The organism is Metabacillus sp. RB-C-LZQ-3-1 (assembly GCF_058315175.1).
Map to the genome: position 1 here is coordinate 50,453 of NZ_JBZFLI010000021.1, position 16,095 is coordinate 66,547.

Annotated in this window: 14 protein-coding genes and 1 other annotated feature; all 14 genes read right to left on the reverse strand. The window is 36.2% G+C overall.

Annotated features, from left to right (window positions below):
* The 14 genes from AC4GZ8_RS22700 to AC4GZ8_RS22765 all read right to left on the reverse strand — a co-directional run bounded on the left by AC4GZ8_RS22700 (nt 1) and on the right by AC4GZ8_RS22765 (nt 15,737).
* Complete coding sequence (locus AC4GZ8_RS22700; RefSeq protein ID WP_491084169.1) at nt 1–420, reverse strand: Mini-ribonuclease 3; 420 nt, start codon at nt 418–420, stop codon at nt 1–3.
* A gap of 429 nt (nt 421–849) precedes the next feature.
* Nucleotides 850–2,247: a cysteine--tRNA ligase gene (cysS, locus tag AC4GZ8_RS22705; RefSeq protein ID WP_491084170.1), complete on the reverse strand. Its 1,398-nt coding sequence runs from the start codon at nt 2,245–2,247 to the stop codon at nt 850–852.
* Entirely contained in the window at nt 2,198–2,884 is a 687-nt protein-coding gene (gene cysE / locus AC4GZ8_RS22710) for a serine O-acetyltransferase (RefSeq protein ID WP_491084182.1), read from the reverse strand. The genes cysS and cysE overlap by 50 nt, the downstream gene beginning before the upstream one ends.
* Before the next feature lie 98 nt (nt 2,885–2,982).
* Nucleotides 2,983–3,221 (reverse strand) — a binding site (T-box leader).
* A gap of 39 nt (nt 3,222–3,260) precedes the next feature.
* Nucleotides 3,261–4,718 carry a glutamate--tRNA ligase gene (gltX, locus tag AC4GZ8_RS22715; RefSeq protein WP_491084171.1) on the reverse strand — a complete coding sequence of 486 codons (1,458 nt, stop codon included), beginning with the start codon at nt 4,716–4,718 and terminating at the stop codon, nt 3,261–3,263.
* A gap of 284 nt (nt 4,719–5,002) precedes the next feature.
* Nucleotides 5,003–5,482 carry a 2-C-methyl-D-erythritol 2,4-cyclodiphosphate synthase gene (ispF, locus tag AC4GZ8_RS22720; protein ID WP_491084172.1) on the reverse strand — a complete coding sequence of 160 codons (480 nt, stop codon included), beginning with the start codon at nt 5,480–5,482 and terminating at the stop codon, nt 5,003–5,005.
* Complete coding sequence (ispD, locus tag AC4GZ8_RS22725) at nt 5,482–6,168, reverse strand: 2-C-methyl-D-erythritol 4-phosphate cytidylyltransferase (RefSeq protein WP_491084173.1); 687 nt, start codon at nt 6,166–6,168, stop codon at nt 5,482–5,484. The genes ispF and ispD overlap by 1 nt, the downstream gene beginning before the upstream one ends.
* Before the next feature lie 215 nt (nt 6,169–6,383).
* Entirely contained in the window at nt 6,384–7,481 is a 1,098-nt protein-coding gene (locus AC4GZ8_RS22730) for a PIN/TRAM domain-containing protein (protein ID WP_491084174.1), read from the reverse strand.
* Nucleotides 7,482–7,670: 189 nt separating this feature from the next.
* Nucleotides 7,671–8,750, reverse strand: coding sequence for a DNA integrity scanning diadenylate cyclase DisA (disA, locus tag AC4GZ8_RS22735; RefSeq protein ID WP_491084175.1), 1,080 nt, complete (start codon nt 8,748–8,750; stop codon nt 7,671–7,673).
* On the reverse strand, nt 8,751–10,127 hold the full coding sequence (radA, locus tag AC4GZ8_RS22740) for a DNA repair protein RadA (protein WP_491084176.1): 1,377 nt from the start codon (nt 10,125–10,127) through the stop codon (nt 8,751–8,753). It abuts the gene before it with no gap.
* A gap of 214 nt (nt 10,128–10,341) precedes the next feature.
* Complete coding sequence (clpC, locus tag AC4GZ8_RS22745; RefSeq protein WP_491084177.1) at nt 10,342–12,789, reverse strand: ATP-dependent protease ATP-binding subunit ClpC; 2,448 nt, start codon at nt 12,787–12,789, stop codon at nt 10,342–10,344.
* A complete protein-coding gene (gene mcsB / locus AC4GZ8_RS22750) occupies nt 12,786–13,883 on the reverse strand; it encodes a protein-arginine kinase McsB (protein ID WP_491084178.1) in 1,098 nt (365 codons plus the stop codon). The genes clpC and mcsB overlap by 4 nt, the downstream gene beginning before the upstream one ends.
* Before the next feature lies 1 nt (nt 13,884).
* Entirely contained in the window at nt 13,885–14,436 is a 552-nt protein-coding gene (gene mcsA / locus AC4GZ8_RS22755; RefSeq protein WP_491084179.1) for a protein-arginine kinase activator protein McsA, read from the reverse strand.
* 15 nt (nt 14,437–14,451) lie between these two features.
* The gene (locus AC4GZ8_RS22760; protein ID WP_491084180.1) at nt 14,452–14,913 is read right to left on the reverse strand and encodes a CtsR family transcriptional regulator; all 462 of its coding nucleotides are present in this window, start codon (nt 14,911–14,913) and stop codon (nt 14,452–14,454) included.
* Nucleotides 14,914–15,038: 125 nt separating this feature from the next.
* Nucleotides 15,039–15,737, reverse strand: a complete 699-nt coding sequence (locus AC4GZ8_RS22765) for an MgtC/SapB family protein (RefSeq protein ID WP_491084181.1) — start codon at nt 15,735–15,737, stop codon at nt 15,039–15,041.
* Between the last annotated feature and the right edge of the window lie 358 nt (nt 15,738–16,095).

Here is a 16,095-nt window from a genome sequence, read left to right on the forward strand (position 1 = left end):
TTAACCCTCCTTTTCACCGTCAACAAATTCAAAGGATTTCTGAATCAATTCCTCAAGACGTTCGTGTTTTTTCTCTAAATATAAGTACCCAATTAAAGCTTCAAAGGATGTACTATAACGATAGGTTTGGACATTTGTATTTTTGGGAATCGTTCCCGATTTTGCATTTCTTCCACGTCTTAAAACAGCTACTTCCTCTTCAGAAAAAATTTCTTGTGAATAAAAATGGTGCAAAACACTTGCCTGTGCCTTGGCTGACACAAATCTCTTCGCCTGATTATGTAGCTGGTTTGGCCTAATAGTTCCTTTTGCTAAAAGATAATGCCTAACATAAATCTCAAAAACAGCATCACCTATATATGCCAAAGCCAAGCTATTTAAATGCTTAGAGTCTTTTATTGTCTTAACATCTAAAAACATGCTGGTCCTCTTTTCTTAAAATCATGGCAGTATTAGAAAAGCGCAATCGCCGTACAAACTAAGAGGAGCATCGACTAAAGATAAAGCGAGACTTCCATTAGAGGCTTTATCCTAGTGGATAGCGAGAATCTTACCAGACTTTTACCGGGCCGTTAACTCTCACACTATGTTTCTCCCTTAGGTCATTTGATACTGCCCGTTAAAGTGGGGCAAAGGAAACACGGTAAGCGCAAGCGAACCGATGTTGACTTATCGCAGGGAGATCACCTGAAGTTTGATAGGCGATAGACGCTGGATCTAGACACCAAAACTAAGTACAAAAATTTATACTTCTTTTAGTAAATCTAAAGCGCAAGCGCTTTGGTTATTAAATCTTACTCTGACAATTCCTTGCTATTTATCTTTATTCCCTATTATTTCATCCTATAATCAATTACGTTTCCATCTCGTTCCTTGAGGAGTATCCTCTAAGATGATATTTAAATCTTTCAATTTATCACGAATTTCATCTGCTAATGCAAAATTACGGTCTTTTCTTGCTTGAATGCGCTGTTCAATCATCATCTCAATTTCTTCATCAAGCAGTTCTGTTGAATCAAATGTAACACCTAAAACATTTCCTAGCTTATCAAATTGATCAAGGAAGGCTTGAATAACCTCTTCTGATGTATTTTGCTCCTGCATGTAGTAATTAGCCTGTTTTGATAGGTCGAATAAAACTGAAATCGCGTTTGCAGTATTAAAATCATCATCCATCTCTTTAATAAATTGCTCGCGATAGGTATTGATTTTATTTAGCCATTCTTCATCGTTCTCTGTTAGATTGTTGCTGCTATTTTTACGATGTTTAAGATTCCCATAAGATGTTGTTAATCTTTCAAAAGCGTTCTGTGTGCTTTCAAGCAACTCTTGAGAGAAGTTAATTGGATGTCTGTAATGTACAGATAGCATAAAGAATCGTACAATTTGCGGATCAATTTCCTTAATAATATCGTGGACCAAAACAAAGTTTCCTAATGACTTAGACATCTTTTCATTATTGATATTGATATAGCCATTATGCAACCAATACTTTGCAAAAGTCTTTCCCGTCACTGCTTCAGATTGAGCAATTTCATTTTCGTGATGCGGGAATGTCAAATCCTGACCACCTGCATGAATGTCTATTGTATCCCCTAAATATTTCTTCACCATAGCAGAACACTCGATATGCCAACCAGGTCTTCCATGTCCCCAAGGACTTTCCCAGGAAATTTCGCCTTCTTTTGCTGCTTTCCAGAGAACAAAATCTAATGCATCTTGTTTTTTATCTCCAACTTCAATACGGTTTCCTAGACGCAATTCCTCAATTGACTGATGTGAAAGTTTTCCGTACTCTTTGAATTCTCTAGTTTTATAATAAACATCTCCACCAGCTTCGTATGCAAATCCTTTATCAATTAATGCTTGAATAAAGTCAATAATAATATCCATATTTTCTGTTACACGGGGGTGAATAGTCGCGCGTTTGCAACCAAGTGCTGAAACATCCTCAAAATAAGCATCAATAAACCGATCTGCTATTGTCGGTACATCTTCTCCAAGCTCATTTGCCGCTTTTATCAATTTATCGTCAACATCAGTAAAATTCGAAATAAATGTTACTTCATAGCCGCGATATTCTAAATATCTTCTTACAGTATCATACACAATCGCTGGTCTAGCGTTCCCTATATGAATATAGTTATAGACAGTCGGACCGCACACATACATTTTCACTTTCCCTTCTTCAAGGGGTTCAAATGTTTCTTTTTGTCTCGTTAGCGTATTGTACAACTTTATTGTCATGTTCACTCGTTCCTTTCTTTAAGTGTTGTACTTCATATCTTAAATTTTCTAATTCGATTTCTAATTCTTTAAATCGGTCTGCAACCGGATCCGGAAGATCACAATGGTTTAAGTCTTGATCAACTCTTCTTCCATTTTGAATAACCACCCTTCCAGGTATCCCTACAACAGTTGAATGATCAGGTACATCTTTTAGTACAACAGATCCTGCTCCTATTTTAGAGTATGCCCCTACTGTGATGGACCCTAATACCTTTGCTCCTGTTGCAATTAAGGCATGGTCTTTAATGGTTGGGTGTCTCTTTCCTTTTTCCTTACCAGTACCACCTAAGGTAACACCTTGGAAAACCGTAACATTATCACCTATTTCACATGTTTCACCAATCACAACACCCATTCCATGGTCGATAAAAAAGCGACGCCCAATTCTTGCTGCTGGATGAATCTCTACTCCCGTAAAAAATCTGCTTATTTGAGAAACAGCCCTCGCTAAAAAGAAGAGCTTCTTTTTATATAATGCATGAGCAATACGATGACTCCAAATGGCATGCAGCCCTGAATAAGTTAAGATGACTTCAAAATAGCTTCTTGCTGCAGGGTCTTGCTCAAATACAATTTCAACGTCTTCCTTCATCATCTTTAACACTAGTTTTACCCCCAATCCCGTCTTGGTTATAACAAAATAACTAATTCCCCTTAAAGTAATATAAATATAAAAAAGCGCCTCTGTACAATGACAGAGACGCTTTGATGCGCGGTTCCACTCTGTTTAGGCAGAAGAAATTTCCCCTTCTTACCTCAACTTTAGCTCTGTAACGTAGAGCGATCCGCTTTTACTTACTAATCCTTAGATAGACGTTTAGTAAAAGGCTCAAAGGTGCATTTCAAGAATTATTTCTCTTAAACCTCTTTCAGCCTTGGAGGTTCTCTCTAAAAAGGAAATAAATCTCTACTCTCCTTATCAACGCTTTAAATATAGTTTAACCATACTATATTACATTTTTATCTAAATGTTAACTAATAATATTTTTCAATCTAGTTAAAACAGTGTCTTTTCCTAAAACAGCAATGGATTTTGGTAAATCTGGTCCATGTGTTTGACCTGTCGTTGCAACACGAATTGGCATAAATAAATTTTTACCTTTTTGCCCCGTAGCCTTTTGGACTGCTTTAATTAAGCCTTTAATGGTATCAGCTGTAAAGTCATCCGCATGCTTAATTTCATGCTGAAATGCTTTTAACACTTCAGGAACTTGTTCTCCTTCAAGAACCTGTTTTGCTTCCTCATTATAACTGATCTCTTCTTTAAAGAATAATTCCGTTAATTGAACAATTTCGGCTCCATAGTTTAACTGATCTTGATATAGAGCGATTAACTGATACGTTCTTTCTCTTTCTTCATCGCCCATATCCTCAGCAATCTTACCAGCCTTTACTAGATGCGGTAATGTTAGTGGGATCAGTTTTTCTAGCTCAAGTTGTTTAATATATTGATTATTCATCCATGCTAGTTTTTGTGTATCGAAAACAGCAGGCGATTTCGATAAACGAGCTGCATCAAAAATTTCAATAAGCTGTTTTTGAGTATACACTTCTTCTTCCCCAACTGGTGACCAGCCAAGCAATGAAATAAAATTAAATAATGCTTCTGGTAAATAGCCTAATTCTTCATACTGTTCAATAAACTGAATAATTGACTCATCACGCTTACTCAGTTTTTTACGGCTTTCATTTACAATCAAAGTCATATGACCAAAAATAGGAATATCCCAGCCAAAAGCTTCATAAATCATCATTTGCTTTGGAGTATTCGAAATATGATCTTCTCCTCTAAGTACATGAGAGATTTTCATTAGATGATCATCAACCGCAACAGCAAAGTTATATGTCGGTGTCCCATCTTTTTTAACAATAACAAAATCGCCCATTCCTTCTGAATCAAAAGAAATATCACCTTTGACCATATCATAAAAACGGTATTCCTTATTAGCTGGAACTCTAAAACGGATGCTTGCCTTTAAGCCCTTTGCTTCTAATTCCTTTTGCTCTTCAACAGTTAGGTTTGCATGCTTACCGGAATACTTTGGTGTTTCACCGCGTGCAATTTGTTCTTCACGCTCTTTTTCTAACTCTTCTTCCGTGCAATAACACTTATAGGCTAAACCTTTCTCTAGAAGCTCTTCATAATATTTTTTATAGATGTCGTTTCTTTCTGACTGACGATATGGGCCATATTCTCCACCTACATCAACACTTTCATCCCAATCTATGCCAAGCCATCTTAAGTATTTAAGCTGACTTTCCTCACCACCGACGATATTACGCTTTTTATCCGTATCCTCAATTCGAATAATAAACTTCCCGCCTTGATTTTTTGCAAATAAATAATTAAATAATGCTGTTCTTGCGTTACCAATATGTAAATGCCCTGTTGGACTAGGAGCATAACGCACTCTCACTTCATTAGTCATTTTTCTTACCTCCGTTAAAATTATCTATAAAAGTCTTTTATGTAGGTTGTTTTCTCAAACTTTGTTGCTATGAAATAAGTATCTGCAAAGGGTTGATTGGAACTCCGGGAGTTTCGCATCACCGTTCCAATCAACCTAACAAATTTTTTCTTTAAAGAACTAATTAAAAACAACAAATTTTTAGAGAATAGAGCCTTTATAAAATGGCTTATCGTCCACATCATAGTTAGGTCAGAATCATTTTATCACCAATGATCATAAGACACAAAGTTAATTATTAGTGTTTATGAACGCTTTTGAATTAACACTGTTGCTTGTGAAGCAATCCCTTCCTGCCTTCCAGTAAAACCTAATTTCTCTGTTGTTGTCGCCTTAACATTTACTTGAGAGATATCGGCTTCTAACAATTCAGCAATCCGTGCTCTCATTTGATCTATATACGGTGCCATCTTCGGTTTTTGTGCAATAATTGTACAATCAATGTTTCCCAATTCATATCCTCGCACTTTTACTAGATTCCACACATGCTCTAACAATTTTGCTGAATCAGCATCCTTAAAAGCCGGATCCGTATCAGGAAAATGCTTCCCTATATCTCCTTCTGCGATTGCACCTAGACATGCATCTGCAACTGTATGTAATAAAACATCCGCATCAGAATGCCCCAATAATCCTTGCTCATAAGGAATTTCAATCCCTCCAAGAATTAAAGGACGGCCTTCCACCAACTGATGTACATCAAATCCTTGCCCAACTCTTATCATTACTTCTCCTCATTTCTCGTTAAGATAGCCTCTGCGATATAGAGGTCTTCTGGTGTTGTGATTTTCATATTTGTATAGTCCCCAACTACAATTGATACAGGTTGTCCCACTCTTTCTAACAAACTTGCATCATCTGTACCTAGATATCCCTCATTTATTGCTCTTTCATGCGCCCCAAGAATCATTCTTAACTGAAAGGCCTGTGGTGTTTGAACAGACCAAAGAGTCGATCTTTCAACTGTCTCAGCTACTATGCCATCCTCGACCTTTTTAATGGTATCCTTAACAGGGACAGCTAGGGTTGCTGCTCCGGTTTCAACTGCCTTAGCCACCAGATGATCGATGCTTTCATGAGTAACAAACGGTCTTGCTCCATCATGAACAAGCACTAGCTCTTCATCTTTTACTGCCTTTAGTCCATTATAAACGCTATACTGTCTCTCTTTTCCACCTATTACAAGCTTCTGAACTTTATTTATTTGATACTTCTTAATCAAATATTGAAAATCAGCTTTTTCCGCTTCATTTATAACCAATATGATACTATAGCATAGATCATGTTCTTCAAATACTCTTAAGGTATGAATAATGATTGGTATTTCATTCAATTCGATAAATTGCTTGTTTCTCCCTGCCTTCATACGTTTTCCTTGTCCCGCAGCAGGTATGATCACATGATATTTCATGAAGTTACTCCTTAAACATTCAGTTTGACAACATTAGAAAAATACGTCTTATTTGACATGTACCTATAGTGATATCTATCGTTTTCTTATACTGTCCTCCATTAACATTTTATACTTTTTGATAGTATAAGAAAAGATTACACCTTATATGTAAAACAAAGGGCCAGATCCCATCTACTTTAGGAACCTGACCCCTTTCATTTTTCTATAAACCGTTACAATGCTTTTTCTAAAAGTTTAGGCTTAGCAAATATCATTCTTCCTGCTGATGTTTGAAGAACACTTGTTACTAACACATCAATATGCTTTCCAATATAATTTCGGCCTTCTTCAACAACAATCATCGTACCATCATCTAAATAGGCAACACCTTGGTTATGTTCTTTCCCATCTTTGATAACCTGAACATTCATTTCTTCACCAGGCAGTACGACCGGCTTTACAGCATTTGCTAGATCATTAATATTTAATACGGCAACTTTTTGAAGTTCACATACTTTATTCAAGTTAAAGTCATTTGTCACGACAACACCAGATGTAAGCTTAGCTAATTTAACTAACTTACTATCTACCTCTTGAATATCTTCAAAGTCACCTTCATAAATTTCTACATTAATTGAAAGCTCTTTTTGAATTCTATTCAAAATATCCAGACCTCTTCTACCACGATTTCGCTTTAATACGTCAGAAGAGTCCGCAATATGCTGAAGTTCCTCAAGTACAAATTGAGGAATAACAATTGTTCCTTCCAAAAATCCCGTTTGACAGATATCTGCAATTCTTCCATCAATGATAACACTAGTGTCTAAAATTTTTAACTTCTTATCCTCATGTTCAACTTCTTCTTCAGAAACACCTTTTTTCTTACCAATACGATTTGGCACGGAGAATAAATTAATAAGTTCATCTCTCTTCTTAAAACCAACCTGAAATCCTAAATAGCCTAGTAAAAGCGTTAAAAAGATCGGAATAATCGTGTTAAATACTTGGTATTGGATATCTTTTAAAGGAATAACAATAAGAAAAGCAACTATAAGACCAAAGATTAATCCCAAACTACCAAACAATACATCTGTAACAGGTGCCTTGACAACAGCCTCTTCTAATACTTTAATCCAATTCACAACATAATCAACTAACCAAAATGTTGCAATAAAGAATACAATTGCACCTAGTACTGCTAATGTATAAGGTGTGTTAATAAAAGGTATGTCTTGCATATTCATTAATTCAAGTAGTTGAGGTATAAATAGGATTCCTAGCATCCCCCCAACACTTAAAAAAAGCAATTGGATTATGCGTTTAATTAACATACCTTCACCTCCTTTTGAGTTATTACTACTTTATCCTAATTCTAAAGCTTGTGAAATAGTTATCTTAATTTGTAAATAGATTGATACAAGCCTGTAATGTTAAACAAAAAACATACAATAAAAACAATTTTAATATACCCTATTTTACAGAAATTAAAACCAAAAAGAGAAAACTTTCATCAAATATTCTTATATATGGCGATCAATGAGAAGTTGATCTTGCAATCTTTTTAAACCCTCTTTAATTTTTTTTGCCCTAACCTCACCTATCCCTTCTACTTCATCTAACTGTTCTACGGATGCGCCCATAATAAGTTTCAAATTTTTATATGTTGTCACTAAATTTTCAATAATGATGGAGGGAAGTCTCGGAATTTTATTTAAAATACGATACCCTCTTGAAATCACCGGACTATCGATATTCGTAAAAGAAGAATAACCAAGCAATTTAAATAAAACGGTATCTTCTAAAAGTTCAAAGCTTGATAGATCTTGAAGCTGTTGAATAATCGGATAGGGATCAACAGATCTCCCATGAGCATAGTCCTTAATTAACAGTGCAGCCTCCTCTTCTACCCCTGTAAGAAGCTCAGCTAACTGCAGCCTAATTAAATGCCCCTCAGCTCCTAGTTCATTCACATAGTCATTGATTTCATCTTTAATCCTTAAGACCATCTCAAAACGATGAAGTACTTGGAGCACTTCTTTAAATGTAACAAGTTCTTCGAGCTCTAATGCACCTAATGTTAAAATTGACTGATCAAGTACTATTTTGTACTTTTCTAAGGTTTGAATAGCCTGATTTGCTTTTGTTAATATTACCCCTATATCTCGTAATGCATATCTCAACTCACCATGATACAACGTTATGACATTTCTTCTCTGGGAAATAGCAATAACTAAATTACCAGTCTGTTTTGCGACACGCTCTGCCGTCCGGTGCCTCATCCCAGTTTCTGAGGAATAAATAGAAGAGTCAGGGACCAACTGGGCATTTGCATACAAAATTTTGTTGCCAGAATCACTTAAAATAATAGCTCCATCCATTTTTGCTAATTCATATAAATGAGCTGATGAAAAAGGACATCCGATCGCAAAGCCGCCATCAATAATCTCTTTTACCTTTTCATTATGACCAACAACAATCAAACCGCCTGTTTTTGCCCGAAGGACATTTTCGATTCCCTCCCTTATCGGTGTCCCTGGTGCAACAAACTGTAAAATTTCATTTAACGTTTTTTCACCTGACTTACTTTCTATATCTGTCATCTAAGATCCTCCTAAAGTTTTTTGGAGAGCCTCTGCTACATTTTTTACCCCAACTATTTCAATATCTTCTGGAGGAGTCCATCCTCCAATATTTGCATCTGGAATAATCGCACGCTTAAAACCAAGCTTAGCCGCCTCGATCACTCTCTGTTCAATCCTTGAGACTCTTCGAACTTCACCTGTTAAACCTACCTCACCAATAATAACATCCGTTGGTTTTGGCGGTGCATCTTTAAAACTAGATGCTATACTCACAGCAACAGCTAAATCAATAGCTGGTTCATCTAGTTTTACACCACCTGCTACTTTCAAGTAAGCATCTTGGTTTTGCAGTAAAAGACCTACCCGTTTTTCCAATACTGCCATTAATAATGGTACCCGATTATGATCGATACCTGTTGCCATTCTTCGTGGATTTCCAAAACTTGTTGGAGATATCAGTGCTTGAATTTCAACTAAAACAGATCTTGTACCTTCCATAGAAGCAACAACTGTTGAACCTGCCGCACCTTTTGAGCGCTCCTCTAGAAATATTTCAGACGGATTAAGAACCTCTTCTAAACCCGCTTCTTTCATTTCAAAAATGCCCATCTCATTTGTCGAGCCAAAACGGTTTTTGACTGCTCGTAATATGCGGTATGTGTGATGACGTTCTCCTTCAAAATATAGAACTGTATCAACCATATGCTCTAATAGTCTTGGTCCTGCTATTGAACCTTCTTTTGTTACATGACCAACTATGAATATAGCAATACCTTTTGTTTTAGCTATTCTCATTAATTCTGCAGTCGATTCCCTTACCTGTGACACACTACCTGGTGCTGAGCTTATTTCGCTATGATAAACAGTTTGGATGGAATCCACTACAACAAAAGAAGGGTTGGTATCTTCAATCGCTTTTGAAATAAAACTTAAATCTGTTTCAGATAAAACTAATAATTTGTTAGACTTTACTCCTAGACGATCCGCTCTTAATTTCGTTTGTTTTACTGATTCCTCACCTGAAATATATAAAACATCATTTCCGTTATCCGCCAACTGCGAGGATACTTGTAGTAACAATGTTGATTTTCCAATACCAGGGTCTCCGCCAATAAGGACTAAAGATCCTTTGACTATTCCGCTGCCTAGCACACGGTTAAATTCTTTTAAATTTGTAAATATTCTTGGTTCTTGGGTTGTTTCAATTGTTGTAATAGGGGAGGGTTTTTGTACGGTTTGATTTGAATGAGCAAATACTGCCCTACGTGGTGATGCAGACTTTAACACTTCTTCTGTCATCGTATTCCACTCGCCACAGCCCGGGCATTTCCCCATCCATTTGGGTGATTCATAACCACAGGTTTGACAAATAAATTTCACCTTTGTTTTAGCCATTCATATATTCCTCTCTTATTAGATTAGCAAGTAGACGAGCCAATTATGATATTTATCCTTTAATAAATGAAAACAATGGGTTGGGGATTCTCGTACATGTTATGACTATTGTTTTTAGATTTTATCACATGCTGCTGAATATGTAAGTGGGAATCGTTTTGCTGAAAAGAAAGTGAGGCACACAATAGGTAGTATGCCTCAACCTTTTAAAATGTTAATTTGTTTTTACTTCTTCTTTTTCATCTGTTTTTACAACAAACTCGCCGTTTTCAACATCTAAGATAATTTTTTGACCTTTATTGATCGTTCCTTTTAATAATTCCTCAGATAGGCGGTCTTCAACGTTCTTTTGAATAGAACGACGCAATGGTCTTGCCCCATACTCTAGATCGATACCTTCATCTGCAATCTTCTCTTTAGCAGCCTCCGTTAGCTCTAATGACAGATCTTGTTCTTTTAAGCGTTTTGTTAATTGGTCTGACATTAACGAAACAATTTCTTTTAAATGTTTCTTTTCTAAAGAATGGAACACGATAATTTCATCGATACGGTTAATAAACTCAGGTCTAAACGCACGTTTCAGTTCATTCATGACTTTATCCTTCATATCTTTGTAATTCTGTGTTTCATCTTGTACATTAAACCCTACGTATTTATTGCGTTTTAACTCACTTGCCCCAACATTTGATGTCATAATTAAGATCGTATTTCTAAAGTCTACGGTACGACCTTTAGAATCTGTTAATCGTCCATCTTCTAACACTTGAAGCAGGATATTAAATACATCTGGATGTGCTTTTTCAATTTCATCTAATAGGACAACTGAATATGGTTTTCTTCTCACTTTCTCAGTTAATTGCCCACCTTCATCATACCCAACATATCCTGGAGGTGAACCAACAAGTCGAGAAGTAGAGTGTTTCTCCATATATTCTGACATATCAATACGAATCATAGCATCTTCATCACCGAAGATCGACTCGGCTAAAGCTCTTGCAAGTTCGGTTTTCCCGACTCCAGTAGGTCCTAAGAAAATGAAAGAACCAATTGGACGCTTAGGATCTTTTAATCCAGCGCGGGCACGTCGTACCGCCTTTGCAACAGCTACAACAGCTTCTTCCTGACCAACAACTCTAGAATGAAGAATATTCTCCATGTTAAGAAGTTTATCTGTTTCTGTTTGAGCTAATTTTGAAACAGGGACACCAGTCCAGCTTGAAACAACCATTGCAATGTCTTCAACTGTTACCTCTGTGTTTTCTTGACCCTGTTTTTCCTTCCATGTTTTCTTGGTTTCCTCTAATTGTTCGCGTAGTCGCTGTTCTGTGTCACGCAATGAAGCTGCTTTTTCAAACTCCTGACTCTGAACAGAAGCATCTTTCTCCTTGCGAATTTCTTCAAGTTTTAATTCTAGCTCTTTTAAATTTGGTGGTGTAGTAAAAGATCGTAAACGTACTTTTGAACCTGCTTCATCAATTAGGTCAATTGCTTTGTCTGGTAAAAAGCGGTCTGAAATATAACGATCTGATAATTTTACAGCAGCATTGATTGCCTCATCTGTAATAGAAACTCTGTGATGGGCCTCATAACGATCACGTAATCCTTTTAAAATCTGTATACTTTCATCAACAGACGGCTCATCAACTTGAATTGGCTGGAATCTACGTTCTAACGCTGCATCCTTTTCTATATATTTTCTATATTCATCAAGTGTTGTTGCACCGATACACTGCAACTCACCTCTTGCTAATGAAGGTTTTAAAATATTTGAAGCATCAATGGCACCCTCAGCTCCACCAGCACCAATTAATGTGTGTAATTCATCTATGAAGAGGATAATATTTCCCGCTTGACGGATTTCATCCATCACCTTTTTTAGACGATCTTCAAACTCTCCGCGGTATTTTGTTCCCGCTACAACAGTACCCATATCTAAAGTCATAACACGCTTATCTCTTAAGATTTCTGGTACTTCATTTTGTACAATCTGTTGAGCTAAACCTTCAGCAATTGCTGTTTTACCTACACCAGGCTCACCGATTAATACAGGATTATTCTTCGTACGTCTGCTTAACACTTCAATCACACGTTGAATTTCTTTACTTCTGCCAATCACCGGGTCTAAGCTGCCTTCTCTAGCAATTGCTGTTAAATCTCGTGCTAAACTATCTAGTGTTGGGGTATTTGCATTTGTTATACCCCCACCTTGATGATTTGCCGAAGATTCGTTACTTCCTAGTAGTTGGAGAACCTGCTGTCTTGCTTTATTTAAGCTTACACCTAAGTTATTAAGTACTCTTGCTGCAACTCCTTCTCCCTCACGGATAAGACCAAGAAGAATATGTTCTGTTCCAACATAGGAATGACCCAGTTTTCTAGCTTCATCCATCGATAGCTCGATAACCTTTTTTGCCCTTGGTGTATAGTGGATTGTTTGTGATGCATCTTGACCTCTTCCGATTAAGCCCTCAACTTCTTTTTGAATTTTATCAGGCCCTAATCCCAGCGCTAATAAAGCTTTAGCTGCAATTCCTTCTCCTTCGCTAACAAGACCTAAAAGAATATGTTCTGTTCCAATATTATTATGGCCTAAACGAACTGCTTCTTCTTGTGCTAATGCTAATACCTTTTGAGCACGCTCAGTAAATCTTCCAAACATCATGATTCATCATCCTCCATCCGTTTATTACGATCCATTTCTAGATTTAGCCGCTCTCTAATGAGTGCTGCCCGTCGAATATCTCTTTCATTAGGACGTAATGGTCCGCCAAAATACTGCTGTAAAAATCCTGGTTGAGTTAAAATCATAAGTTCATTTAGAATCGTTCTAGATATATCTTTAATAATACCCAAATCAATTCCTAGTCGAACATCAGACAAACATTTTGCTGTTTCATTTGACTCAATAATTCGGCTATATGCTAAGATTCCAAAGGAACGATAAACCCTGTCTTCAAGTTGAGTATTAGAGGACTGATAAAGGGCTTCACGAGTTGATCTCTCTTGATCAATCAATTGCTGAACAACACTAATTAAATCTTCTACAATATCTTTTTCAGATTTACCAAGTGTAATTTGATTCGAGATTTGAAAGAGATTTCCTATAGCTTCGCTACCCTCGCCATAAATTCCTCTAACAACTAACCCTAATTGATTAATTGCTGGAATAATTCGATTAATTTTTTGAGTAAGGACCAAGGCCGGCAGGTGCATCATCACTGAGGCTCTTAATCCCGTTCCTACATTTGTTGGGCAACTCGTTAAATAACCTCTTTGTTCATCAAAAGCATAATCAACTTTCTCTTCAATCCAATCATCCAATTGACTAGCCATATTCAAAGCTTCAACAAGTTGAAATCCAGGAAACAAGCACTGAATGCGAATATGATCTTCTTCATTTAGCATAATACTAACTTCTTCATTTTCAGAAAGTAAACACCCGCCAAAAATAGAATGGTCAGCTAAATTAGGGCTAATCAAATGCTTTTCTACTAACACCCTCTTTTGAATTGGTTGTAGGTCATTCATTTTTAATAGCTCTAACTGACCGATGTTTTGGAATGTTTTATTTGCATATGAGTGTTCAAAGAAATTTAGAACTTCCTGTAATTCTTCGTTTGTAGAAAGGGTTGGGAATTTATATTGTTCAATATTCCTCGCTAAACGAATACGACTGCTTAAAACGATATCCGAATCAGGACCTTCTTGACTCATCCAAGCACTCATAGCTTTATTCATAAAGTTTTGGAGTGACATGTTATGATCCCTCCTCATTAAAGCTGCTTAATTTCTTTTCAAGTAACCTAATCTCATCTCGGACCTTAGCAGCTTGCTCAAATTCTTCTTGTGCAATGTAGCTATGAATCTGACTCTTTAATTGCTCAATCTTTTTCCTAACATGAAGGTCTCCGCCAATTCGTTTAGGTATTTTCCCTGCGTGAACTGTATTTCCACCATGAACTCGTCTTAGAATTGGAGTTATATAATGTTTAAACGTAGAATAACAGTTTGAGCATCCAAATCTCCCCACTTTTTTAAATTGATGAAAGGTCATTTTACATCGATTACATTGAGGAACTTCTTCCGTTTTAAAAACATTTTGTTCCTCAGACTTTGCAAGACCATGATCCATATTTAGAAGACCTGTTAATAAATTGTTCAATGAAAAACCTGTATTTGTATTAAACATGAAAAGATCGCTATTTTCTTTTGCACAATGCTCACAAATATGAACTTCTGTTTTTTCACCATTTATCACTTTCGTAAAGTGAAACGTTGCCGGCCTTTCTTGACATTCCTGGCAAATCATTCGTCTCCCCTACTTTCACTTATATTTCAAAGAAGTTAACATGGCTTTAACCATTCTTGCTCTCAATTCGTCCCGATGGGGAAGATCAATATATAAAACGGAACGGTCAATAACACTTAACATAAGCTTAGCTTCACGTGAAGAGATTACTTCCTCGGTTACTAACCGACCGATTATATCCTCAGCAGCAGCTTGTGAAAGTCGTTGGTTAATTAAACGTAAAATCTGGTCTAGCAAGTGGGCTTGATTATCAGCGCGAACCTTAATAATTCGAATATAGCCCCCGCCGCCTCGTTTACTTTCAACCACGTAACCCCGTTCAATTGTAAATCTTGTATTGATAACATAGTTTATCTGTGAAGGCACACATTGAAATCGATCTGCAATTTCACTGCGTTTTATTTCAACAATTTCTTTTCCACTACTGTCTAGTACGTTTTTTAAGTACTGTTCAATAATGTCTGAAATATTTCTCACTCAACCTCCCCCTCACTGACTTTGACTATATTTGACTTTAATCTAACTATAAAACGAACAGAAAAATTTTTCAACTCTTCTGTTTCATTTTAAATATTGCCAAATTTGGGGGCTGTAAAACCTCTTTAGAATATTTTTTCTACTTCTTGAATTTCAACAAGAACTTCCTCTAGCATTCTATGCTGTGTGGAATCAATATCTATGTCAAATTGATAGTAAAAGGTGACTTTACCGTCTCTGTCTTTTTTACATGAAGTCATGACAATTTTATTTGTTTTTATCTTATAAGGTAACAGCTTTTCAATCACTTCATCTACTGATGATCGATTTGAATTAACAACTACTTTCATTTTTCTTCGCGTTTTTTTCGCATCCATATACCCTTCTAGTTTGTTTAGAAAAATTAAACACATTAGAACTATAATTGTTGTAAATGAAGCTAATATATACATACCAGAACCAATTATTAATCCTAATCCTGCCACAATCCAAATAGATGCAGCAGTAGTTAACCCTCTGACCGTTGCACCTTTTACTAATATCGTTCCTCCGCCAAGGAATCCTATACCACTTATAACATAAGAAGGAATCCTTGAAGGATCGAACTGACTATTAGCATGAATTTTAATATAATCCTCAAATCCATACAAAGATAAAATCATCATTAGACATGATCCAATTCCCACTAGTAAATGCGTTCTAAAGCCAGCTGGATGACTCTTAAATTCACGCTCTAACCCAATAATTCCACACAAAATAGCAGCTATAAAGATACGAAAAAACATGGTATATGTGTCTTGATTTAAATATTCCTGCAAGTCCATATGCATTTCCCCTAGTTAGATAGATAATGTATTTTAATATATATATACGCGGTAGAATGTTGTCAAACACAATTATTTAAATTTTTTTATTTTTATAAGGTATTTTACATCCTGGAAAGGTTTATTATCCTGTTTTCTTTTAAATGTTTTCAAATAAAAAATACTGCAATACCTAATGTGCTTCTTCAAGGTACAAGCCTTTGACTAGTAATCCTTCTTTATATCGTTTTGTTCTTTTAGAAAACCTTCGGTTTTATTTTTTCACACAAAAAAGACCAGTATCTCTACTGATCTTTTCAACTTACCTGGCAACGTCCTACTCTCACAGGGGGAAACCCCCAACTACCATCGGCGATGA